The sequence below is a fragment of the Pseudomonas sp. PDM24 genome (genome assembly GCF_019218905.1).
Classification (GTDB): Bacteria; Pseudomonadota; Gammaproteobacteria; order Pseudomonadales; family Pseudomonadaceae; genus Aquipseudomonas.
This window is the reverse complement of record NZ_JAHUWR010000008.1, coordinates 135,978-162,890: the sequence shown is the minus strand read 5'-3', so window position 1 is coordinate 162,890 and position 26,913 is coordinate 135,978. Positions and strand designations below refer to the sequence as shown.

Sequence of the window (26,913 nt, the reverse complement as noted above, 5' to 3'; positions counted from 1 at the left end):
TATACTCGGCCCTCTGTTTGGGAGCCAGCATGATTTCTTTGCCGATTGATGAAGTTTTACCCGCCCTGCGTGAAGCCCTCGCTACACGCCACGAAGCCGTGCTCGAAGCACCGCCCGGCGCCGGTAAAACCACCCGCGTGCCCTTGGCCTTGCTCAACGAGCCATGGCTGGCCGGGCAGACCATTCTGATGCTCGAACCGCGCCGCTTGGCCGCACGGGCGGCGGCGGAGCGGTTGGCCAGTGAGCTGGGTGAGAAGGTTGGCGAAACCGTTGGCTACCGCATTCGTCTCGACAGCAAAGTCGGCCCCGACACCCGCATCGAAGTGGTCACTGAAGGTATCCTCACCCGGCGCTTGCAAGACGACCCGGCGCTCGAAGGCGTGGGCCTGCTGATCTTTGACGAATTCCACGAACGCAGTCTCGACGCCGATCTGGCGTTGGCCCTGAGCCTCAATGGCCGCGAGTTGTTTCGCGACGACCAACCGCTGAAAATTCTGTTGATGTCGGCAACCCTGGAAGGTGAACGCCTGGCCGGGTTGCTCGATGATGCGCCAATCCTGCGCAGCGAAGGTCGCATGTACCCGGTGGCGATGCGTTGGGGGCGACCGTTTCAGCCCGGTGAATTTATCGAGCCAAGGGTGGTGCAGACCATTCTCGACGCGCTGAACGATGAGACCGGCAGCCTGCTGGTGTTCCTGCCGGGGCAGGCGGAAATTCGTCGGGTGCATCAACAACTCGCCGATGCGCTGGACGATAGCACACAGGTTCTGCTCTGCCCGTTGCACGGTGAATTGGACCTCGCCGCCCAACGCGCCGCGATCGATCCGGCGCCCGCCGGCAAACGCAAAGTGGTGCTGGCGACCAACATCGCCGAGACCAGCCTGACTATCAACGGTGTGCGCGTGGTGATCGATGCCGGGCTGGCGCGAGTGCCGCGTTTCGACCCCGGCAGCGGCATGACTCGCCTGGATACTCAGCGGATTTCCAAAGCCAGCGCCACGCAGCGCGCAGGTCGGGCAGGGCGTTTGGAGCCCGGCGTGTGTTATCGCCTGTGGTCGCAGGATCAGCATGAGCAACTGGCGGCTTACGCCAGTGCGGAAATTCTCTCGGCGGACCTCGCCGGACTGGCCTTGCAACTGGGGCGTTGGGGCGTGACGCCGGGTCAGTTGGTTTGGCTCGATGTCCCGCCCGCAGCGGCTTATGCACAGGCTCAGGATCTGCTTGAACGTTTGGGAGCGCTGGAGGGCGAGGCGCTGACCCGTCACGGTCAGGCCATGGCTGAACTGCCGGCCCATCCACGGATCGCTCATTTGCTGTTACGTGGCCAGGCGCTCGGTCTCGCCGACATGGCCTGCAATGTCGCGGCACTGCTCGGTGAACGGGATATCTTGCGTGGTGCCGGCGCGGATCTGCACAGTCGACTGGTGCTGCTGTCCGGCGAAGAGCGGGCTGCTCGTGGTGCCCAGGGCGGTGTTCAACGGGCTCGGCAACTGGCGCGGCAGTATCGCGGTTACCTGCGGGGCAAAGCGTCGGAGCCGGTCAGCGATCCTGAACATCCGCGCTGGCTCGGCGCGTTGCTGGCGTTGGCTTATCCCGACCGGGTTGCGCAACAGCGTCGTGCCGGTGGCGCGGAGTATCGTCTGGCCAACGGTCGCGCAGCGTTGTTCGCCGAGGCAGACAGCCTGATGAAGCAACCGTGGCTGGTGATCGCTGATCTGGGCAGTCGCCAGGGCCAGCGTGAAGAACGGATTTATCTGGCGACGGATTTCGATCCGGCGTTGTTCGATTCGGTGTTGGCCGAGCAGGTGCGTTGCGTCGATCAACTGGATTGGGATGAGCGCGAAGGCGTGCTGCGGGCCGAGCGTCAGCGCAAGGTCGGCGAATTGATCCTCAGCCGCGAACCGCTGACCGGGCTCGATGAAAGCGCTCGCAGTCAGGCGTTGGTGAATCTGGTGCGGCGTAAAGGCCTGGAGCTGTTGCCCTGGACGCCAGAGCTGCGTCAGTGGCAGGCGCGGGTTGCGTTGTTGCGTCAGTTGGATCTCGGCAGTAAGGAGCAGAGTGAATGGCCGGATGTCAGCGATGCTGCATTGCTCAAAAGCCTCGAGCATTGGCTGATGCCGTATCTGGGCAAAGTCTCGCGACTTAGTCACTTCGCCAATCTGGACCTGTCGAACATCGTTCATAACTTGTTGCCGTGGCCGCTGCCGCAACGGCTCGAAGAACTTGCACCGCATCATTTGAGCGTGCCGTCGGGTTCATCGATTCGTCTGGATTACAGCGAACAGCCGCCGATTCTGGCGGTGCGTTTGCAGGAGTTGTTCGGCTTGGCCGAGACCCCGCGCATTGCCGGTGGCCGGCAAGTGGTCAAGCTTCATCTGCTGTCCCCGGCGCGGCGACCGGTGCAGGTGACGCAGGACCTGGCGAACTTCTGGCGCAGTACGTATGCCGAGGTGAAGAAGGATTTGAAGGGGCGGTATCCGAAGCACTACTGGCCGGATGATCCGCTGGTGGCCGAGGCGACGGCGCGGATCAAACCGCGTAAGTAGTCAGTGGCATCAATGGTGCGGCATTCGCGAGCAAGCCCGCTCCCACATTAGATCTTCAGTGAATACAGCATTTGTGTACCACCGAGATCCAGTGTGGGAGCGGGCTTGCTCGCGAAGCTTTTGACCTAAGGCGCTGCCGGCAACAGAAACCGCGCAATCACCGGCAAGTGATCGGAAATGCGCAACGTATCGTCCTGCCTCACCCTTGCCTCGACTCGTTTGATGTGCGGGCTGTAAAACAGGTAGTCGACGGTCCGGTCCGGGCCGTTCAAGCCCGGGTCATTCGGGTAGTGGGTCAGCCATTGTGCCCGGTCGATACCGCTGGCTTCGTTGTTGGTGGGGATCATCGGGTATTTGTCCCACAGCACATGCAGCGCGCTGTCGGCGGAGTAGGGCGTGCGTTGCTCGGCGGGCAGGCGTCGATACTGGCCCAACGGCAACAGGTTGAAGTCGCCACCGATCAACCACGGCGTGCCGCGGCTTTCGTACTTGTCGAGGACCTTGGCCACGGCTGTCACCTGGCGTTGCAAGGTTTCGTCGAGCGGGGGCGTGGCACGTTCCAGATGGGTATTGAACACGGCCATTTGGCCGCCATTGCTCAATGGCAGGTGAGTGACCAGCAAGGCGTTTTTCGGCTTGAACTGACGGCTGATGAAATTGGCCGGTGCGACCGGTAATTGCAGGCGTTCGGCGTGTTCGATCTGGTAGCGGCTCAGGGTTGCCAATTGCCGGCCAACGCTGCCGTAGATGGGCGATTCAGGCACGAAGTCGGCTTTCCAGTCGAAGGCTTGCGCGCTGCAGGGATACAGGTCAGTGACTCGATCCTGAAGCAATTTGAACTGGTTCTGGTAGTCACTGGCCTTGGCGCCGTCATCGAGTTCCTGCAACAGCACGATGTCCGGTTGCTCGTCGCGAATCACCCGCGCCACTTCGTCGAGGCTGAAGGCCATGTCTTCAGGCGTAGGGCGCTCGTCTTTTCCTGCAGCCAGATCGTTCCAGAACACGTAGCGCTTGCCTGCCAGGTACTGGACGTTCCAGGTCATCACCGTTAGCGCCTGGCCGGGCACCAGCGTCGGCGCCTGGGTGTTGCAACTGACCGGCAGCGCTTCCTTGGCCTGGGGGCGCCAGGTCAGGCTGCAGATCAGCAAAGCAATCAGGCCAATGGCAATCAGCAGGCCCAGCAGGGTGTAGCGCAGTAGACGGGTCATGGCTCGGCTTATAGCGTTACAAAATTGACCTCGAGCATAACCGAGAGCAGCGCCCAAGCCCAAGGGTAGAGCGCTCAGAGCGCTCCGTCAGCTTTCTCCGGTGCATCGCTAATCAGCATGAACAAACGGAACACCACCACGCTGGTGAACAGTTGCAGGAAGCTGTGGGCGCTGTCGATCAGCAGCGAGATCACCGGGTTCTGTGGATCAGGGTAAACCGCCAACGTCGCCCCCTTGAGCACCCACAGCGGGCCCATCACGCACAGAATGCACACCAGAATGCGCAGGAAGTTTCCGCGGGTCAGGCGCAGGCTTTCCTTCATCGCCGCCAGCGGTGCCAGGCCGCGCAGCACCAGCAGGTACTCGCCGAACGCCAGCGTCACCATCAGCCAGATCCCCGGCAGGAAATACAGCGACAGGCCAATCAGGATCAGCAGTGTGTTGAGGGCGGTCAGCACGGCGAAGCGTGGCCACAGGGTTGCAGAGGTCGCCAGCAAGTCGCGGGTGCGCGGCGTTTCGCCACGGCTGCGGGCATCGAGAAACAGGATCAGCGCGGCGGTGTACAGCGGATACACCAGTAGGCCGACAATCACACTGATGCCGGGGAAACTGTCCGGCTCCGTGGAGTGGTCGACCACTTGTTGCAGCAGCGCCTCGACAATCACCAGCGGCAGGCACAGCTGCACGATCTGGCGCAGATTGCGCTTGAAGAAATACAGAGAGTCACGCAGTACATCGAACGGATTCATCAGTCGGTATCGCAGGTCGAAAGCAGGTGCGTCACTTTAACCGATGAACCCCTTTGGGGCGCAAACGTAAACGTTCGGTAAAGGTCATTGAAACATCCTGTATCAGCCCCATTACTGGTGAGCACCTTGTCCACCGTGGATGAGGGCGACGATATTCCCGGCAATCTATGAGGTCGCCATGAACAGCGAAGAACAAACCCTGATCGATGGACTGTTTTCCCGGCTGCAACAGGCCGAAACGGATTCAGCCCCGCGCGACGCCCAAGCCGAAGCACGGATCAAGGAACACCAGACTCGCCAGCCAGCGGCGGGCTATTTCATGACCCAGGCGATTCTGGTGCAAGAGGCTGCGATCAAGAGCCTTGACGAACAGAACAAGCAACTCACTCAACAAATCCAGCAATTGCAGGCTGAACTGCAATCGGCCAAGGCTCAGGCTCCGGCACCGAGCAGCGGTGGCTTTTTGTCGAGCATCTTCGGTGGCGCTTCCCGTGATCCACAGCCTGCTCCGACTCAAAGCGCAGCCCCGTCGAATGGCGGCTGGCGTGAACCGGGGCGGCCGTCGTTCAACTCGCAGCCGCCACAGCAAAACTTCAGTGCGCCGGCTACTCAGCAGAACTTCGGAGCGCCGCCCCAGCAAAACTACGCACCACAACAGGCCGCCGGCAGCAGTTTCCTCGGCGGGGCATTAAAAACCGCAGCGGGCGTGGCCGGTGGTGTGATGTTGGCGCAGGGCATCAGCAGTCTGTTTCAGCATCATCAGCAGCCGGAAGTGGTTGAAGTCATCAAGGAAGAGCCGGCTCAGGTCAACGATCAGAGCGACAGCGGCAATGGCTGGGGCGACGATCAGCGCGTGGCTGACAATTCCAGCGATCAAGGCGGATACGCTGACGCCGACTATAGCGATGACAGCTCATCGTTCTTCGGTGGCGACGACGATTCCTTCGTCTGACACATCTGTGGCGAGGGAGCTTGCTCCCTCACCACATGGCCGATTATTCGCGGAACAATCCTTCGGGCTGGCATACTGGGCAACTTTTCGGGCCTGGTGCCTGATCCTGCCCGCGCTTCGGCACGCCAAAGAGGATGTACGGTGAAAAAAATCGCAGTGTTCGCCGATGTCCAGAACCTCTATTACACCGTGCGTCAGGCCTATGGTTGCCACTTCAACTACGCCGCGCTATGGGCTGACGTCAGTAAAGAAGGGCAAATCGTCGAGGCCTATGCCTATGCGATCGATCGTGGCGACAGCAAGCAGCAGCAATTTCAGCAGATCCTGCGCAATCTCGGCTTCATTGTGAAGCTCAAGCCCTACATCCAGCGCAGCGACGGTTCGGCCAAAGGCGACTGGGACGTGGGCATCACCCTCGACATCATGGACGCCGCCGACCATGTCGACGAAATCGTGCTGGCCTCCGGTGACGGCGATTTCGATATGTTGCTCGAGCGCATTATCAGCAAGCACGGCGTGCAAGCGGTGGCCTATGGCGTGCCCGGTCTCACCGCCAACTCGCTGATCCGCGCTGCCAGCCGTTATGTGCCGATCGAAGGCGCGTTGCTGCTCAAGAATTGATTTTTACGGAGTTGAATCAGGTTTGGAACGCATAGCAGTCATCGACTTTGAAACCACCGGACTCTCCCCGAGCAGCAGCTGCCGGGCCACGGAAATTGCCGTGGTGATTCTTGAACAGGGGCGCATTGTCGAGCGTTACCAAAGCCTGATGAACGCTGGCGTGCGGGTGCCGGCTTTTATTGAGCAACTCACCGGCATCAGCAACGCCATGCTGCGCACCGCGCCCTCGGCCGAGCAGGTGATGAACGAGGTCAACGAATTCGTTGGCATCACACCGCTGCTGGCGCACAACGCTGCATTCGACCAGAAGTTCTGGGACTACGAACTCGGGCGAATCAAACGCACACGCTTGCAGAACTTTGCCTGCTCGCTGTTACTCGCCCGCCGCCTGATGCCCGCCGCGCCGGACCACAAACTCGGCACCCTCACCACTTTCGCCAGCCTGCCCAATACCGGAAAGGCTCACCGGGCCATGGCCGATGCCGAAATGGCGGCCAACCTGACGGCGCACTTGGCTGAAGAGTTGCGGCGCAAGCATGGGTTGCGGGAGTTGTCCCATGATCTGCTCGTCAGTTTGCAGAAAGTGCCGGCGGCGAAGATCAATGAGCATCTCAAGCGGTATCGCGGGTTTTAAGGTTTTGTAGTGTTTCTACTGGCCTCTTCGCGGGCAAGCCTCGCTCCTACAAGTTCGGTGCAGTTCTGTAGGAGCGAGGCTTGCCCGCGAAGGCGTCAGAGCAGACACCGCATCACGATTTACCATTCCCCTCCAACTGCCCCAACGGCACGCGCTTCTCAATGGCGCTGGACAGCACGATCGAGGTCTTGCTGAACCCGAACGTGGCGATCCGGTTGATCAACTCTTCCAGCTCCGGCATCGAGCCCACCGCCGCTTGCATGATCACGCACGGGTCGCCGGTGACGCGGTGGCATTCGGTGAGTTGTGGGATTTTGATCAGTTCGTCGTAGGTTTTCTGGTTGCCGTGCTGGTTCAGGCGCAGTTCAATGACGCACTGGATCGGCAGGCCGAGTTTGGCCATGTCGACTTTCGCCTGGTAGCCGGTGATCACCCCGCAGGCCTCAAGTTTGGCCACGCGCTCGGCCACCGCCGGAGCGGACAGGTTCACCTTGCGCGCCAGTTCGGCGTAGGACGCACGACCGTTTTCCAACAGGGCGCTGAGGAGCATGCGGTCGTATTTGTCCATCGTGGTATTCCTGAAAAAAGACTGACTTTCGAAAGCACGGTTTATAGCGCTGAACTCCGTGTTTTGAAAAGTGTACTGGCGCTATAAACAGGTTTTGTAACTTATTTTCCGGCGCTGGCCTTTCTAGAATAGCTGCTCTCTTTGTCTTGTTCTCGAGCTGCCCATGCCTGGCATACGCCGTTTTTCCTTACCGCTGATCGCTGCTTTTTTCGCGCTGTACGTGATTTGGGGATCGACCTACCTGGTGATTCGTATCGGCGTGCAGTACTGGCCACCGTTGTTGCTCGCCGGTATCCGCTTCGTGATCGCGGGTGCGTTGATGTACGCGTTCCTGCGCTGGCGCGGGGCACCTGCACCGACGTGGGCGCAGTGGAAAGCGGCGGGGATCATCGGGATTTTGCTGCTCACGTGCGGTAACGGTGCGGTGAGCGTCGCCGAGCATACAGGCGTGGCCTCCGGCGTTGCCGCGTTGGCGGTGGCGACGGTGCCACTGTTCACTTTGTTGTGTGGATATTTCTGGGGCGCGCGTAATACCCGTCTCGAATGGGCCGGGATTGTGCTCGGGCTGATCGGTATCGCCATGCTCAACCTCGGTTCCAATCTGCAATCGAGCCCGTTGGGCGCGGCATTGCTGGTGTTCGCGGCAGCGTCCTGGGCGTTCGGTTCGGTGTGGAGCAAACACTTGCCGTTGCCACAAGGCGCGATGGCCAGTGCCGTTGAAATGCTGGTGGGCGGCGTGGTGTTGTTGATCGGCAGCGCGGTGAGCGGTGAGCATCTGGAGGCTATGCCGCCGATCGAAGGTTGGGCCGCATTGGCCTATCTGACGTTCTTCGGTTCAATCATCGCCTTCAACGCCTACATGTACCTGCTGAAACACGTGCGTCCGGCAGCGGCCACCAGTTATGCCTACGTTAACCCGGCGGTGGCGGTGTTGCTGGGTATCGTATTTGTTGGCGAGACCATTGGTATTGAAGAAGCGCTGGCCATGACAGTGATCATCAGTGCCGTGGTGCTGATCGGGTTGCCGCAGTGGCGCCGAGGTGCAGATCGGCCTGCCGTAGTGGTGCCGACAGAATCCCGCGCGAATTAGGGTAAACTGCGCGCCATTGCATCTTGTTTTGCACACTTGTTTTGAAAAACCCGCGCTGAATTTTCCTACGGTACTCCCATGACTTTCGCCACCCTTGGCCTGATCGAACCTTTGCTGCGCGCTCTCGAGACGCTCGGCTACCAGACTCCTACGCCGGTGCAGACACAAGCGATTCCGGCGGTGCTGGCCGGTCGCGACCTGATGGCCGCCGCCCAGACCGGCACCGGCAAAACCGCCGGTTTCGCCCTGCCGCTGCTGCAATTGCTGGCCATGGAAGGGCCGAAAGTCAGCGCCAACTCCGTGCGCGCATTGATCCTGGTGCCAACCCGCGAGCTGGCCGAACAGGTTCACGAAGCCGTGCGCCAGTACGCCGAGAACCTGCCGTTGAGCACGTACGCGGTGTACGGCGGCGTCAGCATCAACCCGCAAATGATGAAGCTGCGCAAGGGTGTCGACCTGTTGGTGGCGACTCCGGGCCGCTTGCTCGACCTGTTCCGCCAGAACGCGCTCAAGTTCAACCAGTTGCAAACCCTGGTGCTGGACGAAGCCGATCGCATGCTCGATCTGGGCTTTTCCGAGGAGCTTGGGAACATTTACCGCGTATTGCCGAAGAAACGTCAGACGTTGCTGTTCTCTGCCACGTTCTCCGATGCGATCCGCCTGCTGGCCGGGCAAATGCTCAACGACCCGCTGAGCATCGAAGTCAGCCCGCGCAACGTCGCCGCCAACACCGTCAAGCAATGGGTGGTGACGGTGGACAAGAAGCGTAAGCCGGAGCTGTTCGTTCACTTGATGCGCAAGGGTAAGTGGAAGCAGGTGCTGGTGTTCGCCAAGACCCGTAACGGCGTAGACGCGTTGGTGGAAAAGCTCCAGGGCCTGGGCATCAATGCCGACGGCATCCACGGCGACAAACCTCAGGCGACCCGTCAGCGGGCACTGGATCGTTTCAAGGCCAGTGAAGTGCAGATCCTTGTAGCCACCGATGTTGCCGCCCGTGGCCTGGATATCGAAGATTTGCCATTGGTGGTCAATTTCGACCTGCCGATCGTGGCCGAGGACTACATCCACCGCATTGGTCGCACCGGCCGTGCGGGCGCAACCGGGCAGGCTATTTCGCTGGTGTGTGCCGATGAGGTGAATTTGCTGTCGGCCATCGAGACGTTGACCCGTCAGACGTTGACTCGTCAGATGGAGCAGGATTTCGAGCCTGAGCACCGCGTGCCGGATACCGATGCCAGCGGTCAGGTGGTCAAGAAGCCGAAAAAACCGAAGAAGCCAAAAACCTCCAGTGGCGGCAAGCGCAACCTGGGTAGGTGGGTCGAGAGCGGTGATGCCTCGGCGCCGGAGCCTTCGATCAAGCCTGTGCGTAAAGTGCCGGTGTTTAATACCGGGCCGCGTAAGCGTAAGCCTTGATTAAACGCTGCGCCGGTTAGACCGCTTTCGCGAGCAAGCCCGCTCCCACATTCAATCGCATTCTTACTGAAAGAACTCGAATGAATGTGGGAGCGGGCTTGCTCGCGAAGGGCGCACCTCGGTCTCAATCCTTGAGTTTCAACCACTCCACCATCCCCAACCCCGCCGCTCGCCCACTGGCGAAACACGCGGTCAGCAGATAGCCGCCGGTCGGCGCTTCCCAATCGAGCATTTCCCCCGCGCAGAACACGCCGGGCAGTTGCTTGAGCATCAAACGTTCATCCATCGACTCGAACATCACGCCCCCCGCGCTGCTGATGGCCTCGTCCAATGGCCGGGTTTTCACCAATGTCAGCGGCAATGCCTTGATCGCTTTGGCCAGCAATGCCGGATCGGTAAAACAGTCGGCCGGTGTCAGCTCTCGCAACAGCGCCGCTTTCACCCCATCAAGCCCAAGCTGACTGTGCAGGTGTTTGGCCATGGAACGGGAGCCGCGAGGTTTGCTTAGCGCCGCCTGGATTCTATCCACAGGCTTGCCCGGCAACAGGTCGAGGTGAATGGTTGCCGAGCGGTGTTGATTGATCGCTTCGCGGATCGGTGCCGACAGGGCGTAGATCAAACTGCCTTCAATTCCTGTGGCAGTGATCACACATTCCCCGAGTCGCGGTACGTCGTCATTGAGGCCAATGGCGATGTTTTTCAGCGGGCTGCCTGCGAATTTGCTGACCATCAATTCGCTCCAGGCCTGCACCTCGAAGCCGCAATTGCTCGGTTGCAACGGCGCCAGTCCTACACCGCGCTGTTCCAGCGGCAACATCCAGGCACCGTCCGAACCGAGGCGCGACCAACTGCCGCCGCCCAGGGCCAGCAGGGTCGCGTCGGCTTGAATGGTTTTTTCACCTTCGGGGCTGTCGATGCGCAAGTCATTGTTGTCATCCCAACCGAGCCAGCGATGGCGGGTGTGGATAACGACGCCGGCATCGCGCAGGCGCTTGAGCCAGGCCCGCAACAGGGGCGCGGCTTTCATGTCGGTAGGAAACACCCGGCCGGAGCTGCCGACAAAGGTTTCGATACCGAGGTCATGAATCCATTGGCACAACGCGTCGGCGCCGAAGGACCGTAACAGCGGCGCAATCTGCGGTGCCCGTTCGGCATAGCGTGAGAGAAACGCCGGGTAGGCCTCGGAATGGGTGATGTTCATGCCGCCGACCCCGGCGAGGAGGAATTTTCGCCCCACTGAAGGCATGCCGTCGTACAGATCGACCTTGATCCCGGCCTGGCTCAGCACTTCAGCCGCCATCAAACCGGCGGGGCCGCCGCCGATGATGGCGACGTGAGGGGGGAGGGAAGTGGAGGGCTGGGTCATGGAGTGCGCTGCGGTCTGGCGGAATGAAGCCGGGCATTCTATCAGCCCCGATCAATGTGGGAGCGGGCTTGCTCGCGAAAGCGGTGGGTCAGTCGATATCAATGTTGATTGTTAAATCGCCTTCGCGAGCAAGCCCGCTCCCACATTTGATCGTCGGTGTTTTCAAAGGTGGTTAAAAAACAACCACCGCTCTGTAGCCTACACCCCGCATGGCCTGCAGACCCTTTCACTCAGGTTATCCACAGGCGGTTCCACAGGCATTGTGGGTAAAGACTCACACATCAATGACAACCTGATGACTGCCACACCCGTTGGGCGCTGTGATGGAGGATGCCATGACGGCGTGCCAGGGCTTTGCGGTCTTTGCTGTAGCCGCCGCCGATCACGCCGACCACCGGAATATCCCGGCCCAGGCAATGGCGCATCACGCTTTCATCGCGAGCGGCGACGCCTTCGTCTGTCAGCTTCAGATAACCCAGTGCGTCATCCTTATGCACATCGACACCGGCGTCGTACAGCACCAGGTCCGGTTGGTAGAGCGGCAGCAAATAGTTGAGTGCGTCGTCCACCACTTTCAGGTAATCGGCATCGCCCATGCCCATCGGCAACGGAATATCCCAATCACTTTCGGCTTTGCGTGCAGGAAAATTCTTTTCGCAGTGCAGGGAAACGGTTATCGCCTCAGGGGTGTTGTGCAGGATTCGTGCAGTCCCGTCGCCCTGATGCACATCGCAGTCGAAGATCAGCACCCGGTTCACTCGGCCACTTTCCAGCAGGTAATGGCTGATCACCGCCAGGTCATTGAAGATGCAGAACCCGGCGGGATGATCGTAATGCGCGTGGTGAGTGCCGCCAGCCAGGTGGCAGGCCAAACCATGCTCCAGTGCCTGTTCGGCCGCCAGCAGCGAACCGCCGACCGCTCGCACCGTGCGCCGGGCCAGCGCTTCGCTCCAGGGCAAGCCGAGGCGTCGTTGATCTTCGCGGGACAATTCGCCGCCCATGTAGCGTTCGATATATGCAGGGTCATGGGCGAGGGCGAGAATCTCTGGCGGGCAGAGGTCCGGGCGCAGCAAATCGGTGTCGCGGGTCAGCCCACTGTCCACCAGGTGATCGCGCAGCAGGCGAAACTTGTCCATGGGGAAGCGGTGATCCGCCGGGAACTCGGGACTGTAGTCTTCGTGGTAGATCAGTGGCAGGGGCATGGCAGATTTATACAGGAAGGCATGTAGGAATGAGTGAACGATCCTACCAGCGATGTAGACTTGCGGCATGGAAACGGGGGAGGAGGCACGATGGAGCCGATACTGGAACTCGAAAGCGCACGACTGTTGTTACGGCAGTGGCGTGATGAGGATTTGCCGGCGTTTGCGGCGATGTGCGCCGATCCACAAGTGATGCGTTATTTTCCGGCACCCTTGAGTCGACTGGAAAGTGCCTCGTTGATCGGGCGGATTCGCGGGCATTTTGCCGAGCATGGTTTCGGTCTCTGGGCACTGGAGCGCAAGGACACCGGGGCGTTCATCGGGTTTACCGGGCTGGGTGTGGTCGGCTTCGATGCGCCATTTACGCCGGCCACTGAAATCGGCTGGCGCCTGGCGCGCGAGCATTGGGGCCTGGGCTATGCCGGTGAAGCGGCGTGGACCGCTCTGCGCTGCGGGTTTGATCGGTTGGCGCTACAAGAGGTCGTGGCATTCACCACCAAGACCAATCTGCCATCCGAGAAAGTCATGCAAGCGATCGGCATGCACCATGCCCCCGTCGATGACTTCGAGCACCCGCGGCTTGCAGCCGATCATCCGCTGCGTCCGCACGTGCTGTACCGCATCACCCGTGAGCAATGGCTGCAAACCTTGCATGGATAAGCAGGCGCGGACGTTTACAATGGCCCTCATGTTGAACCGGGCCATAAACTGAATCGACCGCCGCAGCCAAGACTGCGCGGCATTGCGTTGTGTGAGGAGAGTCTGAATGAGCCAAGTGTTGGAAGATCTGGTAGACCTGCTGACCCTGGAACCGATTGAAGAAAACCTGTTCCGTGGTCGCAGCCAAGACCTGGGTTTTCGTCAGTTGTTCGGCGGCCAGGTACTCGGCCAGTCCCTGTCGGCGGCCAGTCAGACCGTCGAGGCAGCGCGCCATGTGCATTCGATGCACGGTTATTTCCTGCGCCCGGGCGATGCCAAATTGCCGGTGGTGTATCAGGTCGATCGGGTGCGCGATGGCGGCAGTTTCAGCACGCGCCGGGTGACGGCGATCCAGAAGGGCCATCCGATTTTCACTTGCAGCGCCTCGTTCCAGTACGACGAAGAAGGCTTCCAGCACCAGACTGAGATGCCGCAAGTAGTCGGCCCGGAAAACTTGCCGTCGGAGCTGGAGCTCACCCAGCAGCGCGCGCACCTGATTCCTGAGCACATGCGCGAAAAACTGCTGTGCCCGAAACCGATCGAAGTCCGGCCGGTGACCGAAAAAGACCCTTACAATCCGCAGCCCGCCGACCCAGTCAAATACGTCTGGTTCCGTGCCGACGGTGCCTTGGCTGACACCCCGGCGCTGCACAAATACCTGCTGGCCTACGCGTCGGACTTCGGTCTGCTGACTACCTCGATGTTGCCCCACGGCAAATCGGTCTGGCAGAAAGACATGCAGGTCGCCAGCCTTGATCACGCCTTGTGGTTCCATGCCGACCTGCGCGCCGATGACTGGTTGCTGTACGCCATGGACAGTCCATGGGCCGGCAACTCGCGCGGATTCTCCCGCGGCAGCGTGTTCAACCGTGCCGGGCAACTGGTGGCTTCGGTCACTCAGGAAGGCCTGATCCGCCATCGCAAGGATTGGGCATGAGCCTGGCTGAGGTGCGGCACTGGGTGTTCGACATGGACGGCACCCTGACGGTGGCGGTGCATGACTTCGCGGCGATTCGCGTGGCGTTGGCGATTCCCGCCGAACACGACATCCTGACCCACCTCGCTGCGCTGCCGGCCGATGAAGCCGCGGCCAAACACGCGTGGCTGCTGGAGCACGAGCGGGATCTGGCGCTGGGTTCGAAGCCGGCGCCGGGCGCGGTGGAACTGGTGCGTGAGTTGGCCGGGCGCGGGTATCGTCTGGGCATTCTCACGCGCAATGCTCGCGAGCTGGCCCATGTCACGCTAAAGGCTATCGGCCTGGCCGACTGCTTTGCGGAAGAGGATGTCCTGGGCCGCGATGAAGCACCGCCCAAGCCGCATCCTGGTGGATTGCTGAAACTGGCCGAAGCCTGGAAAGTGCCGGCGAGCGAAATGGTGATGGTCGGTGATTACCGCTTTGATCTGGATTGCGGCCGGGCGGCGGGGACGCGGACGGTGCTGGTGAATCTGCCGGATAATCCTTGGCCGGAATTGGCGGATTGGCATGCAGCCGATTGCGTGGTGTTGCGGCAGATGCTTTCGGCTTGAGGGATATGTTGTCGGGTTAACCGCTTTCGCGAGCAAGCCCGCTCCCACATTTGATCGGTGTGAACACAGATTTTGTGTACACCAAAATCTACTGTGGGAGCGGGCTTGCTCGCGAAGGGGCACTGCCCGGCCCCGCAACCCTCACTGCCCGAACAACACCTTCTGCCCCTCAGGCGAGGTAAACATCCCATCCCCATTGTGCCCGACCCCAGGCACTTCAATGAGCTGCTGACTCAACCCTTGCGGATGGCGCCGTTTCAGATAATTGAAATAATGGCGCCCACGAATCAATCGAGAAGCACCCTGGGCTTTGGCCTCGCAACTTTTATCCAGCGCCGGATGATTCGGGTCGATGTCCTGCTGCCCGAGTAAATAAACGATGTCACGTTTGACGTAGTTGTCTTCGAGTTGCGCAGGTGTTTGTCCATCGGCATAGGCGGGCAGATTCGCCAGCCCGTATTTCCAGCGATTGAAATTCGGACATTTCGCGTGACTGAACGCCACCGGCCGTTGCTCATTGAAGTAAGCGTACGACGAAGCATTGGCGATCACATAGCGCACCTTCACGCCCTCCGCCTCGAGGGCTGGCTGAGGGTGGCTCAGCAAGGCATAACGTTGAACCACCTGAGCGCCGCCGGAGTGACCGGCGATGACGATTTGCTTCACGTCCGGAAACTGTCGCCGATCACCCAGTCGAGCGATGATTTCGTCGAGCGCCGCATAGGAACTCAGCGTAAACGGCGCGGTGGATAAACCGCCGGCCATCCAGTCGTTGCCTTGCCAGCGTAAAACACTGTCAGGCACCGGTTGGCTCGCGACGTCGGTTTCGTTGAGAAACTGCGGGGCGAGCACCAGGGTGTTCGCGCTTTGCCCGGCTTGCTCGGCAGCGCGTTCGGCGCTTTGGCGATAGGTTTCAGCATCGCGTAATCGACCATGGACGATGATCACTACGCGTTCTATTTTTTCCGGTGTCGGGCCCATGCTCACCGCGATTTCCCCGGCGCTCAACAGCAGGCGCCCGGAACTGATCGCCTTGACCCCTTGCTCGGCAGCCTGGGTGCTTGCGCAGGTGATTAGCAGAGCCAGCAGCCACTTGCGCATCACAGACTCTTCGCCGCGAAGGTGTCGCACTGGCCGACCTGGCCCTGTGCGAACCCGGCCTTGAACCAGCGCACTCGCTGGGCCGAAGTGCCGTGGGTGAAGGAGTCCGGCACCACCCGGCCCTGACCTTGCTGTTGCAAGCGGTCGTCGCCGATGGCGTTGGCGGCGTTCAAGGCTTCTTCGATGTCACCGGGTTCCAGCCAGTTCAGACGTTTTTGCGCATTGTGGGCCCAGACGCCGGCCAGGCAATCGGCCTGCAATTCCTGACGCACCAGCAAACCATTGTCGCCTTCCATCTGCCGGCCCTGTTGGCGAGCGGTCTGAATTTTCGCTGAAACGCCGAGCAGGGTCTGCACGTGGTGCCCGACTTCGTGAGCGATCACGTAGGCCTGGGCGAAGTCGCCGGCGGCGGAAAAGCGTTGGGACATCTCTTGAAAGAAACTCATATCGAGATAGACCTTCTGGTCAGCCGGGCAATAAAAGGGACCGGTCGCCGAAGTTGCCAGGCCGCAGGCCGAGTTGACGCGGTTGCTGAACAGCACCAGGGTCGGGTCTTTATATTGTCGATCGGCCTGCTGGAAAATCTGGCGCCAGGTGTCTTCGGTATCGCCGAGGATCGAGCGCACGAATTCGGCCCCTTCATCATTGGCCGGTGGCGCCTTGCGGGTTTGGGTGGGGGCCGGGGCTGACTGTTCACTCATTTGCCCGGTCAGTTGGCCGAGGATCTGCAGCGGGTCCTGGCCGGTGATCCAGCCGATCCCGACGATCAACAGGATTGCCGTCAGGCTCAGGCCCTTGCCTCCACCGAAGCGCATTCCACCGCCCCCACCACCGACGTCATCGCCACGGGCATCGACCACGTTGTCGCTGCGTCGGCCTTTTTTCCAAAGCATGGGGGATCCTCTTTTTTACCTGATGAAGGCGCATGGTGATGAGTGTTGCCGGTGAGTAGGTATGGCGCCAGTCCGGTCGTCTGACAGCCCTTGGCGACTGGGGTTCTCCTAAGTGGCGACATTAGCGGTTTCATGGACGGACGGGGACTGCAGGTTCGGTCAAGACTGCTGCCGGACAGGTTCCAGATTTTGCTTCCTTCGAGTTGTCTTTTAGAATCAGTCAAATTTCATTTTGGAATCTCCCATGGCAGGCAGTCAGATCGAACGTGTTTTCAGCGTGCTGGAAAGCCTTACCAGTGACCCTCGTGGCCTGCCGATGCAGACGCTGGCAGAGCAACTGGATATCCCCAAAAGCGCGACCCATCGTTTGCTCGCCGAGCTGATTCGACTGGGCTATGTGCGGCAGAATCCGGAGAACCTGCGCTATCACCTGTCGACCAAGTTGGTAGCCCTGGGTTTTCGCTACCTGTCGAGTAGCGGCGCGGATATCGTTCAATCGGTGCTTGATCGACTGGCTCAGGAAACCGGTGAGCTGGTGCGCCTTGGAGTAATCGAAGGGGAGCGGCAGGTCTGGATAGCCAAGTCCCAGGGCGCCCGATCCGGCTTGCGCTACGACCCGGACATGGGCCGCGATGCACCGTTGTTTTACACCGCGTCGGGGCATGCGTGGCTGGCGAGCATGAGCGATGCCGAGGCGTTGTCGCTGGTGGAACGCCAGGGCAGTGACCGGCCTAAGGACCTCGGGCCAAATGCACCGCGCTCCAACATCGAATTGCTTGAACGCCTGCGTCTGGCCAGAGAGCAGGGCTATGCCTGGGTCGAGGAGAGTTCGGCGGTCGGCACGTCGGCAATTGCAGCGGTGGTGCGGCATCCGGGTGATGGTCGGGTGATCGGGGTACTCAGCATCGCCGGGCCAAGTGCGCGGATGCCGGGGGCGCGTTTGCATGAACTGGCGCCGCTATTACTGAAGTTTGCCGAGGAGTTGTCGGCGGCGAGCCTGGCTTCAGAGTTGTTGTAGGAGCGAGGCTTGCCCGCGAAGACGGTGTGTCTGTCGACATCAATGTTGCATGACACACCGTCTTCGCGGGCAAGCCTCGCTCCTACATGGATTTTCCTTCGCCCATACAAAGTTGTGCGCTGTTCGAACACTATTTGCTTTTTCTCATGTAAGAATCTGGAACCATGTTCTAAATTATTGGAATTCATCTCCCACAAGGACAACAGAGACTCCGTAGGCGCGAGGCTTGCCCGCGAAGCTTTTGATCTCAAGACCCAGGGATAACCCATGACCGTCAGCACCCCGCTTTCCGGTGTCAATCAGCCCTTCAAAGGGATTCTGCTGATCGTCGTTGCCACCTTCCTGTTTTCCAGCCATGACGCTCTGTCGAAATATCTCTCGGGGTTCTATCCCGTCATCATGGTGGTCTGGGCCCGCTATGTGGTTCACACCTTGCTGATGGCGGGGATTTTTCTGCCGCAGTCCGGGCTGCGTGTCCTACGCACCAAACGGCCATTGCTGCAGCTGTTGCGGGCGTTGTGCCTGTTGGGGACCAGTTTGCTGTTCACGACTGGTTTGCTGTTCATCCCGTTGGCCGAAGCCACGGCTGTGAATTTTCTTGCACCGGTATTGGTCACGGCGTTGTCGGTGCCACTGCTCGGTGAACAGGTGACGCGCGGGCAATGGCTGGCGGTGATTTGCGGGTTCATCGGAGTGTTGATCATCGTCCATCCCGGCGGCGAACTGTTCACGCCTGCGGTGTTGCTGCCGTTCTGCTCAGCGCTGTTTTTCTGCTTCTATCAATTGCTCACCCGCAAGCTCAGCGAAATCGATAGCCCGACCACCAGCAATTTTTTCGCTGGGCTCTGCAATACGTTGGTGATGAGTGCGCTGGTGCCGTTCTTCTGGCAAGTCCCAAGCGTGGGGCATGGGTTTTTGATGGTGGCGCTGGGGGCGTGCGGAATGACGGCGCATCTGTTGTTGACCCAGGCCTTCCGTCACGCCGCGCCCGCGTTGCTGGCGCCGTTCGGCTATTGCCAGATTGTCTTTGCAGGTTTGCTGGGCTGGTGGCTGTTTTCCCACACGCCGACCCTGACTACGGTGATCGGGATTGTGGTGATTTGCTGCAGCGGGTTGGCAGCGGCGTGGCAACAACGGCGTCGACAAGAGGAGGGCGGCAGGCCTGGAATCAGGCCTGCCGGGGGAAGGGAGTTTACGCGGTGACGGTAGGAATCTTGCGCGGTGCCATGAAGTACATCCAGATCAGTGCGATGAAGTACATCGCCGGAATCATGGTGAACAGCACGGTGTAGTTGTTGTGGGTGACCGTCAGGATGTGGCCGACCAACTGGGTCATGAACATCCCGCCGATTGCCGCGCACATCCCGCCGAAGCCGAACACCGTACTCATCATGTGCTTGGGCGTGTAGTCCATCACCAGGCTCCAGATGTTCGCGGTCCAGGCCTGGTGCGCACCGATGGCCAGGGAGATGGCGAACACCGCGAGCCACAGGTTGCTTGAGCCGGCGGCCATGACCACGCCGATGATGCAGCAGGCGAACAGGAACATGGACATCAATCGCGCCTTGATCGGGTTGATCCCGCGACCGATCAGGAACGAGGACAGGATGCCGCCGCCGACACTGCCGAAGTCAGCCGTGAGATAGATGATGATCAGCGGGATACCCATCTGGGTCACGTTGATCCCCAGGTTGTATTGCTGATTGAGGAACGGCGGCAGCCAGTACAGGTAGAACCAGAACACCGGCGCGGTAATCGAGTAGGCGAGGGCGAAGGCCCAGGTGCCACGCATGCGCAGGATTTTCGAGAACGGTACGCGGGATTGTTCCGGCTCGACTTCCTTCTGGATGTAGTCCAGTTCCGATTGCTTGACGCTCGGGTGATCTTCCGGGTTGAAGTACTTCAGGCCCCAGAACAGCAACCAGATGCCGCCCAGCGCCGCCATGCACAGGAACGCGGCTTGCCAGCCCCAGGCGTGGAGGATCAGCGGCAGCAGCATGGGCGTGAACATCGCGCCGACGTTGGTCCCGGCGTTGAAGATGCCGGTGGCCACGGCGCGCTCGCCGGCGGGGAACCACAACCGGGTGGTTTTCACGCAGGCCGGGTAATTCGCCGCTTCAGTCAAACCGAGAATGAACCGGCAGACCATAAAGCCCACCGCCGAAGTGGCCAGGCCATGAGCACCGGTAGCCAGGCTCCAGAGCAGCACCGCGCAGAAGAACACGCGTTTGACGCCGACCCGGTCGATCAACCGGCCCTGCAGCACAAAGCCGATGGCGTAGCCGACCTGAAACCAGAAGTTGATGTTGGCGTAGTCCATCGCCGTCCAGCTCATTTCCTTGGCCAGGATCGGCTGCATCACGCCCAGGGCGGCGCGGTCGATGTAGTTCAGAGTGGTGGCAAAAAACACCAGCGCCAGCATCCCCCAACGGGTTTTGCCGACCGCCATGGCGCCGCGGATTTTGTCGCCGATGCCGCCAGTGGCGACGCCCATGGCCGGAGCCACGCGAGAGCTTTGAGAAGGAATCATGTGTATGTGCCATCCGTTCAATGACTGACAAGCGAGGCTTGTCGGGACTTCAAGGGCGCGTGATCAATCGACGGCGCCAGGCGCGGGTGTGATTGATCGGCTGAGGTGTTTTCGTCGGACTGACGACAACGCGTTATTCAGCCAGCGGCACGGTTCGGCCGAGAGGGCGCAAGGTTCGGATGGATGCCAGATACAGCGTGAGGGTGGAGCAAGCAAACAAGGCGTTGAATAAGCGCATGAGCGTGTACCCGTTTTTTGAAATTTTTATGTGGTGTTCAGGGTCTTTGGTAACCGAGTCCATGGGGTCGTGGCCGGACTCAATGTGGTGTCGATGTTGCGCAGTGGACGAAAAATCGTCAATTCGCCAACCGCCATTGTGTTCGATAATCGCCCGCAAAACTAACCGGGTAGTACACTTTGAATTGCTGTGTGGATTCGTCAAGCCAATAATTTGCCCAACAAGAATGTCCCCACCACCGGGAGTCGACACATGCAGCGTTCCATTGCCACCGTTTCCTTGAGCGGCACCTTGCCGGAAAAACTCGAAGCCATCGCCGCCGCCGGTTTTGACGGCGTGGAGATTTTCGAGAATGACCTTCTCTACTACGACGGCAGTCCGCGGGAAATCAGACAGATGTGCGCCGATCTCGGGATCGCCATCACGCTGTTTCAACCCTTTCGGGATTTCGAAGGTTGCCGCCGCGATCGCCTGCCACGCAATCTGGAGCGGGCCGAGCGCAAGTTCGATTTGATGCAGGAACTGGGCACCGACCTGGTGCTGGTGTGCAGCAACGCCTCGGCCGACTCCATCGGTGATGAGCAGATCCTGGTCGATGACTTGCGCCTGCTCGCCGAACGGGCCGGCGCTCGTGGTTTGCGGATCGGCTACGAAGCGCTGGCGTGGGGGCGACACGTCAACACGTATCAGCAGGTGTGGAACATCGTTCGACAGGCCGATCATCCAAGCCTCGGCGTATTGCTGGACAGTTTTCATACGCTGTCGCTCAAGGGCGACCCGAGCGCCATCGCCGAGATTCCCGGCGACAAGATTTTCTTCGTACAAATGGCCGACGCGCCGATTTTGGCCATGGATGTGCTGGAGTGGAGCCGACACTTCCGCTGTTTCCCGGGTCAGGGCGAATTCGATCTGCCGGGCTTCCTTGCGCCCATCATCAAGAGTGGCTACACCGGGCCGCTGTCGCTGGAGATCTTCAACGACGGCTTTCGCGCCGCACCGCCACGGGCCAACGCCGCCGACGGTTTGCGTTCGTTGCTGTACCTGGAAGAGAAAACCCGCCAACGTCTGGAACAGGAAGCCACACCCCCGGCCAATCGCGACACTCTGTTCCAGACCCCAAGCGCCAGCGAATACAACGGCATCGAGTTTCTTGAATTCGCAGTGGATGAAAGCCTCGGTGCCAAGCTGTCCCATTGGCTGGAGCGGCTGGGTTTCGTCAAGGCCGGGCAGCACCGTTCCAAAAGTGTCAGCCTGTTGCGTCAGGGCGATATCAACCTGATCCTCAATTGCGAGCCTTATTCCTTCGCCCACAGTTTTTTCGAGGCCCACGGCCCATCACTGTGCGCCACCGCCGTGCGGGTCCAGGACAGCGCCAGTGCGCTGGCCCGTGCCGTGGCTTACAAAGGCCAGCCCTATCGCGGCCTCGTTGGCCCCAATGAGCTGGAACTGGCAGCGGTGCGAGCGCCGGACGGCAGCCTGATTTACCTGGTGGACCAGAATGCCGACGTCTACGGCACCGACTTCAATCTGCAACCGACGGCCGTGGCCAGCGGTGGCCTCAAGCGTATCGATCACATGGCGATGGCGCTGCCGGCCGACAGCCTCGACAGTTGGGTGCTGTTCTATAAAAGCCTGCTGGATTTCGAAGCCGACGATGAAGTGGTGCTGCCTGATCCGTATGGTTTGGTGAAGAGCCGCGCATTGCGCAGCCGTTGCAGTTCGATCCGCCTGCCGCTGAACATTTCCGAGAACCGCAACACCGCCATCTCACACGCGCTGTCGAGTTATCGCGGTTCCGGCGTGCATCACATCGCTTTCGATTGCGACGACATCTTTGCCGAAGTCAGCCGCGCCAAGGAGGCGGGCGTGCCGCTGCTGGATATCCCGCTCAACTACTACGATGACCTCGCCGCACGCTTCGATTTCGACGATGAATTCCTCAGCGAGCTGGCCTATTTCAACGTGCTCTACGACCGCGACGCCCAGGGTGGCGAGCTGTTTCACGTGTACACCGAGCCGTTCGAAGGGCGGTTCTTCTTTGAAATCATCCAGCGCAAAAATGGCTACGCGGGTTACGGCGCAGCCAACGTGGCGGTGCGACTGGCGGCCATGGCTAAATCGCGAAGTGGTGGCGTACGTCAGGCAAAGTTGTAGGAAAATCGTAAACACGGGTACATAACTGCTGCCTCGCGACTTCCTTCACTGTGCGCGGAAGCCCATAATCGCCAGCTTGTGCAGTGATGGCCGTGAGCCCGCAATGACAATAATTACAGAACTCTCCGCAGCGCCCGAAAAGCCAATTGCCGAGCCTCGCAAGAGTCGCAAGAACAACCCGGAAAAGACCCGCGAGAACATTCTTCAAGAGGCCATTGTCGAGTTCGTTCAGCAGGGCCTTTCCGGTGCGCGCGTCGATGCAATTGCCGAACGCATCCACACCTCAAAACGCATGATCTATTACTACTTCGGCAGTAAGGAACAGCTCTATGTCGAGGTGCTGGAGAAACTCTACGGGGATATTCGCAGCACCGAAAACCGTTTGCACCTGGCCGAGCTGGCGCCGGTGGAGGCGATTCGGCGGTTGGTGGAGTTCACCTTCGATCACCATGATCGCAATGTCGATTTCGTGCGTATCGTCAGCATCGAGAACATTCACAACGCCGAGTATGTGAAGCGCTCCGATGCGATCAAGGCGATGAACAACACCATCCTCGATTCACTGGGCGAGATTTTGCGTCGCGGCTGCGAAGAAGGTGTATTCCGCACCGACCTCGATCCATTGGATGTGCATCTGCTGATCAGCTCGTTTTGCTTCTATCGGGTGTCGAACCGCCATACCTTTGGTGAGATCTTTCAGATCGATTTGCCGGACGAAAGCATCAAGCAGCGCCATCGGGTGATGATTTGCGAGTCGGTTTTGCGATATTTGCAGGCCTGACGTCTTCGCGGGCAAGCCTCGCTCCTACAGGGCTAGCGGTGATCCCGTAGGAGCGAGGCTTGCCCGCGAAGCTTTTCAACCATTCATGCTCTGAAAATGCGCCATCATCCGCTGAGCATCCGGCACCACCCCGCTGAACAGTTCAAACGCCTTCACTGCCTGAAACACCGCCATGGTGCCGCCATCCAGGGTGCGGCAACCCAGCGCGCGAGCGTTGCGCAGCAGTTCGGTTTCCAGTGGGAAGTAAACGATCTCCGCGACCCACAACTGCGCCCGAAGCAACTCTACCGGCACGGGCATGCCCGGCAGTTTTTTCATGCCCATCGGCGTGGTATTCACCAAGCCGTCAGCCTGACCCAACGAGCCTGGCAAGTCATGACCAGCCACGGCGCGACCGAAACCGAAATGCTGATTGAGGTTGTTCGCCAACGACTGAGCGCGACTTTGATCCACATCGAAAATGCTCAGCAGCTGTACGCCTTCGCTCAATAGCGCGTGGGCCACTGCCGCGCCTGCGCCACCGGCGCCCATTTGCACCACGCGCTCAAGAGCAACGCCCTGCAAGCCACGGCGAAAGCCTTCGGCAAAACCCAGACAATCGGTGTTGTGGCCGATGCGTTTACCGTCCTTGAGCACCACCGTGTTCACCGCGCCAATACCGCGGGCTTCCGGCGACAATTCGTCCAGCAACGGGATGATCGTCTGCTTGCACGGGAAGGTGATGTTCAGCCCGGTGAAATTCATCCGTTCGGCGGCCATCAGCAGGTCGGGCAGGGCGCTGCTGTCGAGCTTCAATTGATCCAGATCGATCAACCGATACAGGTAACGCAAACCCTGAGCGTCACCTTCATGCTCGTGCAGCGCGGGAGTGCGGGAAGCTTGAATGCCGGCACCGATCAGCCCGGCCAATACCACGGTGTTCTGTGTCATGACGCTTAACCTTCCAAATGATGGCTGAAATGCTCCAGCGCCAAACGATAGCCGTGGCTGCCGAAACCGCACATGACCGCAGTGGCGATGGACGAAACAAAGGAGTGATGCCGGAAGGGTTCACGGGCATGGACGTTGGACAGATGCACTTCGATCACCGGCAATTCGCTGGCAACCAAGGCATCGCGAATGGCGACCGAGGTGTGAGTCCAGGCGGCCGGGTTGATGACGATCCCGGCGCAGCGGCCACGGGCGGTGTGAATCCAGTCGAGCAATTCGCCTTCATGGTTGGTCTGGCGAAACTCCACTGTCAGGCCGAACTCTTCGGCAGCACGACCGCACAGCGCTGAAATGTCCGCCAGGGTTTCGTGGCCATAAGTCGCCGGTTCACGGGTGCCCAGCAGGTTCAGGTTCGGGCCGTTGAGCACCAGAACGATAGGGGACATCGGGTCTCTCCACATATTATTTTTGGCATTGGCCGAGGGTTTCAGCTTGTGGAGAGAAATTGTACTAACCGGTTAATAAGGTCAATTGAAGAGGGCTTCAGGCCTGGATTATTTGTGCGGTGATCGAACATGCGCAAAAAGATCGCAGCCTGCGGCAGCTCCAACAGGTGCGATCTTTTCAGCGCGGCAGATGCTCAACCAGAAAATCGATAAACGCCCTGAGCCGCAACGGCACATGGCGGCTTTGCGGATACAGCAGAGTGAAGGGGCGGGAACGTCCGCCGTAGGGCTCGAGCACTTCCACCAGCGAACCGTCCGCCAGTTCCTTTTCGACGATGAAGCGATAGGTTTGAAAAATCCCCGCGCCGCTTTTTGCCAGCGTCACGCCGCCCAATACGTCATCGGAACAGCAGTAGTTGCCCTCGACCAAAATCTCCCGCGGCACACCGTTGTCGTTGAACAGCCAGGCAATCCGCCGCCCACTGCTGGGCAGTTCGTACTGGATGCATTCGTGCTGAGCCAAGTCATCCAGGGTCTGCGGGGTGCCGGCGCGCTTCAGGTAATCAGGGCTGGCAATCATCACCAGCGCGGCGTCCTCCAACGGTCGTGCAATCAGCCCGGAATCGGGAATGGCCCGCACACGGATTGCCATGTCATAGCCTTCGCCGACGAAATCGATGTTGCGATTGCTGATGTGTGCCTCGACTTTCACGGCGGGAAAGCGCGCCCGAAACGCAGGCAGCAACGGCAGGATTCGATGATGGGCATAGGTCGTGGGAATGCTGATGCGCAATGTGCCAGAAGGTTCTTGCTGCTGCCCCATCACCTCGCGCTGGGCCTCGACCAGTTGTGCGAGAGCCTCACGACACTCCTCGAAATAACGCCGGCCACTGTCGGTCAGCTTGACGCTGCGGGTGGTACGCGCAAACAGCCGCACGCCCAAGCGTTCTTCCATGCGCGACACCGAGCGACTGACGGCGGCCGGGGTCACACCTGCCACCAGAGCCGCGGCAGTAAAGCTGCCAGCTTCGGCGGCCAGGCAAAACAGTTCGATGCTGCCAAGCTGAAGATCGTCGAAATGTCGCTGCATGATTGATTACACCGGGAATCAAATGAAGTGCCTGAGTCTGTATCTATCAAATAAGAGCGCACAAATACAGGGCCGGGTTACCGGCCAGGTATTGGCGATGAAAGGATTGCTTACTCTTTTTTGCCTTGATTGGCGGAGCCCGGTCGACCTGGAACGCTAGGCTCAAACGTGGCCAGTTGATCCAAGCGATCAGCGCCACTTATCGGATTCTTCAAGGAATGGCGAATCTTCGAACTCTATAACCTAACGGATGGGTTAGCATGAATGTATGCCGCTACAAAGGGTTTTCACTGGTGGTCATGTTGCGTGATGAGCATTGCCCGCGACACGTTCACGTCGACGCAGGCGCATGGAGCGCGGGCTTCAGGTTCTGTTTCTGGCACAACGGCGTCGAGCTCTGGGATGTCGTCCCTCATTCGCATCGACCTCCTCTGGCTGTGCTGGAGGGATTGCGTCAGGCGCTCAGGCAACCTGCCCATTTACGGCGAGCTCGTGGCATCTGGTGGAACAAATTGCAGACGGCCTGCCTCGACAATCAGTTATGGGATTGGCAGGGCAATGAAGTGGTCGTGATGAAGTGGATTGGCAGCACGACTTACATGATTGGTTCGGCTCGCTATGAGCCGGAGAGCAACAAGACCCTGCTGAGCCTGATGGGAGCACCAGAAGGCGTGGAGATCGAATTATGAAAACGATAAGCGCAAAAATGCAGGTCGATCACCCCGTGACCGAAGGCGCTCTGGACGAAGCGATCGAGCGTGGTGGGGCACGCCGTCGCGCTGGATTGAATGCGACCACGGTGATCTTTCTTGATCCATGTCTCGCCGTCGGCTTTGAGGATGGCAGCGGTGTGTTGTTGCCAGTAAAAAACTATCCGGAGTTCGATGGTTTTGAGACCGAGGATTTCGCCGGGCTGAAAGTCGGTTTCGCCGGAGCCGCACTTTTTCATGAAGACAAGGACCTGCAGGTGTCCATCGCCGGCTTGATCTCGGCGAGCAAACCGCTGATGGATATGGCCGCCTCGGTAATCGCATCGCGTAATGGTCGTCAGAGCAGCGCTGCGAAGGCCGAGGCTGCACGGGCAAACGGCAAGAAGGGCGGTCGCCCGCGCAAGGTCGATGCGGCTCTCTGATCGCCGACAAAAAAGCCGTCCTGTG

Annotated in this window: 26 protein-coding genes; 15 read left to right on the top strand and 11 right to left on the bottom strand. The window is 59.9% G+C overall.

The features are described 5' to 3' along the window. Positions 1 to 29: 29 nt before the first annotated feature. Positions 30 to 2,546, top strand: a complete 2,517-nt coding sequence (gene hrpB, locus KW837_RS24060) for an ATP-dependent helicase HrpB (RefSeq protein ID WP_218398843.1) — start codon at positions 30 to 32, stop codon at positions 2,544 to 2,546. Positions 2,547 to 2,671: 125 nt separating this feature from the next. Here the strand turns inward: hrpB and KW837_RS24055 are convergent, their stop codons facing one another. After that, entirely contained in the window at positions 2,672 to 3,754 is a 1,083-nt protein-coding gene (locus KW837_RS24055; RefSeq protein WP_218398842.1) for an endonuclease/exonuclease/phosphatase family protein, read from the bottom strand. A gap of 74 nt (positions 3,755 to 3,828) precedes the next feature. Further along, on the bottom strand, positions 3,829 to 4,503 hold the full coding sequence (locus KW837_RS24050; protein WP_192345349.1) for a YciC family protein: 675 nt from the start codon (positions 4,501 to 4,503) through the stop codon (positions 3,829 to 3,831). A 178-nt stretch (positions 4,504 to 4,681) separates the two neighbouring features. Between KW837_RS24050 and KW837_RS24045 the strand changes: the two genes are divergently transcribed. The 3 genes from KW837_RS24045 to KW837_RS24035 all read left to right on the top strand — a co-directional run bounded on the left by KW837_RS24045 (position 4,682) and on the right by KW837_RS24035 (position 6,710). Then, positions 4,682 to 5,455 carry a DUF2076 domain-containing protein gene (locus tag KW837_RS24045; RefSeq protein ID WP_218398841.1) on the top strand — a complete coding sequence of 258 codons (774 nt, stop codon included), beginning with the start codon at positions 4,682 to 4,684 and terminating at the stop codon, positions 5,453 to 5,455. Between the two features lie 141 nt (positions 5,456 to 5,596). Continuing rightward, a complete protein-coding gene (locus tag KW837_RS24040; RefSeq protein WP_095633876.1) occupies positions 5,597 to 6,076 on the top strand; it encodes an NYN domain-containing protein in 480 nt (159 codons plus the stop codon). 22 nt (positions 6,077 to 6,098) lie between these two features. Further along, complete coding sequence (locus KW837_RS24035; protein WP_007895390.1) at positions 6,099 to 6,710, top strand: PolC-type DNA polymerase III; 612 nt, start codon at positions 6,099 to 6,101, stop codon at positions 6,708 to 6,710. A gap of 112 nt (positions 6,711 to 6,822) precedes the next feature. On the opposite strand, the gene KW837_RS24030 is transcribed toward KW837_RS24035, so the two are convergent. Further along, complete coding sequence (locus tag KW837_RS24030) at positions 6,823 to 7,278, bottom strand: Lrp/AsnC family transcriptional regulator (RefSeq protein WP_052967442.1); 456 nt, start codon at positions 7,276 to 7,278, stop codon at positions 6,823 to 6,825. Between the two features lie 163 nt (positions 7,279 to 7,441). On the opposite strand from KW837_RS24030, the gene yedA reads away from it, so the two are divergent. Further along, on the top strand, positions 7,442 to 8,368 hold the full coding sequence (yedA, locus tag KW837_RS24025) for a drug/metabolite exporter YedA (RefSeq protein WP_218398840.1): 927 nt from the start codon (positions 7,442 to 7,444) through the stop codon (positions 8,366 to 8,368). A 78-nt stretch (positions 8,369 to 8,446) separates the two neighbouring features. Then, positions 8,447 to 9,781 (top strand): DEAD/DEAH box helicase, encoded by a 1,335-nt coding sequence (locus KW837_RS24020; protein WP_218398839.1) that lies wholly within the window; start codon positions 8,447 to 8,449, stop codon positions 9,779 to 9,781. A gap of 124 nt (positions 9,782 to 9,905) precedes the next feature. Here KW837_RS24020 and KW837_RS24015 read toward each other — a convergent pair whose 3' ends face one another. Then, positions 9,906 to 11,147, bottom strand: a complete 1,242-nt coding sequence (locus KW837_RS24015) for a TIGR03862 family flavoprotein (RefSeq protein ID WP_218398838.1) — start codon at positions 11,145 to 11,147, stop codon at positions 9,906 to 9,908. Positions 11,148 to 11,428: 281 nt separating this feature from the next. Next, positions 11,429 to 12,349 carry a histone deacetylase gene (locus KW837_RS24010; protein ID WP_008070042.1) on the bottom strand — a complete coding sequence of 307 codons (921 nt, stop codon included), beginning with the start codon at positions 12,347 to 12,349 and terminating at the stop codon, positions 11,429 to 11,431. 90 nt (positions 12,350 to 12,439) lie between these two features. On the opposite strand from KW837_RS24010, the gene KW837_RS24005 reads away from it, so the two are divergent. The 3 genes from KW837_RS24005 to KW837_RS23995 all read left to right on the top strand — a co-directional run bounded on the left by KW837_RS24005 (position 12,440) and on the right by KW837_RS23995 (position 14,575). Further along, positions 12,440 to 13,009 carry a GNAT family N-acetyltransferase gene (locus KW837_RS24005; protein WP_218398837.1) on the top strand — a complete coding sequence of 190 codons (570 nt, stop codon included), beginning with the start codon at positions 12,440 to 12,442 and terminating at the stop codon, positions 13,007 to 13,009. Positions 13,010 to 13,115: 106 nt separating this feature from the next. Next, entirely contained in the window at positions 13,116 to 13,985 is an 870-nt protein-coding gene (tesB, locus tag KW837_RS24000; protein ID WP_063342445.1) for an acyl-CoA thioesterase II, read from the top strand. Next, on the top strand, positions 13,982 to 14,575 hold the full coding sequence (locus tag KW837_RS23995) for an HAD family hydrolase (protein WP_218398836.1): 594 nt from the start codon (positions 13,982 to 13,984) through the stop codon (positions 14,573 to 14,575). Before tesB ends, KW837_RS23995 begins: the two co-directional genes overlap by 4 nt. 141 nt (positions 14,576 to 14,716) lie before the next feature. On the opposite strand, the gene KW837_RS23990 is transcribed toward KW837_RS23995, so the two are convergent. Together KW837_RS23990 and KW837_RS23985 are read right to left on the bottom strand one after the other, a co-directional pair. Continuing rightward, complete coding sequence (locus tag KW837_RS23990; RefSeq protein WP_218398835.1) at positions 14,717 to 15,676, bottom strand: alpha/beta fold hydrolase; 960 nt, start codon at positions 15,674 to 15,676, stop codon at positions 14,717 to 14,719. Further along, positions 15,676 to 16,569, bottom strand: a complete 894-nt coding sequence (locus KW837_RS23985; RefSeq protein WP_218398834.1) for a neutral zinc metallopeptidase — start codon at positions 16,567 to 16,569, stop codon at positions 15,676 to 15,678. Before KW837_RS23985 ends, KW837_RS23990 begins: the two co-directional genes overlap by 1 nt. Before the next feature lie 244 nt (positions 16,570 to 16,813). Between KW837_RS23985 and KW837_RS23980 the strand changes: the two genes are divergently transcribed. Further along, entirely contained in the window at positions 16,814 to 17,587 is a 774-nt protein-coding gene (locus KW837_RS23980; RefSeq protein WP_218398833.1) for an IclR family transcriptional regulator, read from the top strand. Positions 17,588 to 17,854: 267 nt separating this feature from the next. Then, positions 17,855 to 18,790: a DMT family transporter gene (locus KW837_RS23975; RefSeq protein WP_218398832.1), complete on the top strand. Its 936-nt coding sequence runs from the start codon at positions 17,855 to 17,857 to the stop codon at positions 18,788 to 18,790. Here KW837_RS23975 and KW837_RS23970 read toward each other — a convergent pair. Next, on the bottom strand, positions 18,780 to 20,117 hold the full coding sequence (locus KW837_RS23970) for an MFS transporter (RefSeq protein ID WP_192345359.1): 1,338 nt from the start codon (positions 20,115 to 20,117) through the stop codon (positions 18,780 to 18,782). The two genes, KW837_RS23975 and KW837_RS23970, sit on opposite strands and share 11 nt — an antisense overlap. Positions 20,118 to 20,607: 490 nt before the next feature. Between KW837_RS23970 and quiC the strand changes: the two genes are divergently transcribed. After that, a complete protein-coding gene (gene quiC / locus KW837_RS23965; protein WP_218398831.1) occupies positions 20,608 to 22,509 on the top strand; it encodes a 3-dehydroshikimate dehydratase QuiC in 1,902 nt (633 codons plus the stop codon). 103 nt (positions 22,510 to 22,612) lie between these two features. Next, positions 22,613 to 23,290, top strand: a complete 678-nt coding sequence (locus tag KW837_RS23960; protein WP_218398830.1) for a TetR family transcriptional regulator — start codon at positions 22,613 to 22,615, stop codon at positions 23,288 to 23,290. Positions 23,291 to 23,365: 75 nt separating this feature from the next. Here KW837_RS23960 and KW837_RS23955 read toward each other — a convergent pair whose 3' ends face one another. The 3 genes from KW837_RS23955 to KW837_RS23945 all read right to left on the bottom strand — a co-directional run bounded on the left by KW837_RS23955 (position 23,366) and on the right by KW837_RS23945 (position 25,756). Next, positions 23,366 to 24,220 (bottom strand): shikimate dehydrogenase, encoded by an 855-nt coding sequence (locus KW837_RS23955; RefSeq protein WP_218398829.1) that lies wholly within the window; start codon positions 24,218 to 24,220, stop codon positions 23,366 to 23,368. Positions 24,221 to 24,225: 5 nt separating this feature from the next. Next, positions 24,226 to 24,666 (bottom strand): type II 3-dehydroquinate dehydratase, encoded by a 441-nt coding sequence (aroQ, locus tag KW837_RS23950; RefSeq protein WP_218398828.1) that lies wholly within the window; start codon positions 24,664 to 24,666, stop codon positions 24,226 to 24,228. Positions 24,667 to 24,844: 178 nt separating this feature from the next. Then, entirely contained in the window at positions 24,845 to 25,756 is a 912-nt protein-coding gene (locus KW837_RS23945) for a LysR family transcriptional regulator (RefSeq protein ID WP_192345363.1), read from the bottom strand. 260 nt (positions 25,757 to 26,016) lie between these two features. On the opposite strand from KW837_RS23945, the gene KW837_RS23940 reads away from it, so the two are divergent. Together KW837_RS23940 and KW837_RS23935 are read left to right on the top strand one after the other, a co-directional pair. Continuing rightward, entirely contained in the window at positions 26,017 to 26,445 is a 429-nt protein-coding gene (locus KW837_RS23940; RefSeq protein WP_218398827.1) for a DUF4160 domain-containing protein, read from the top strand. After that, the gene (locus KW837_RS23935) at positions 26,442 to 26,888 is read left to right on the top strand and encodes a DUF2442 domain-containing protein (protein ID WP_218398826.1); all 447 of its coding nucleotides are present in this window, start codon (positions 26,442 to 26,444) and stop codon (positions 26,886 to 26,888) included. The genes KW837_RS23940 and KW837_RS23935 overlap by 4 nt, the downstream gene beginning before the upstream one ends. The last annotated feature ends 25 nt before the right edge of the window (positions 26,889 to 26,913 follow it).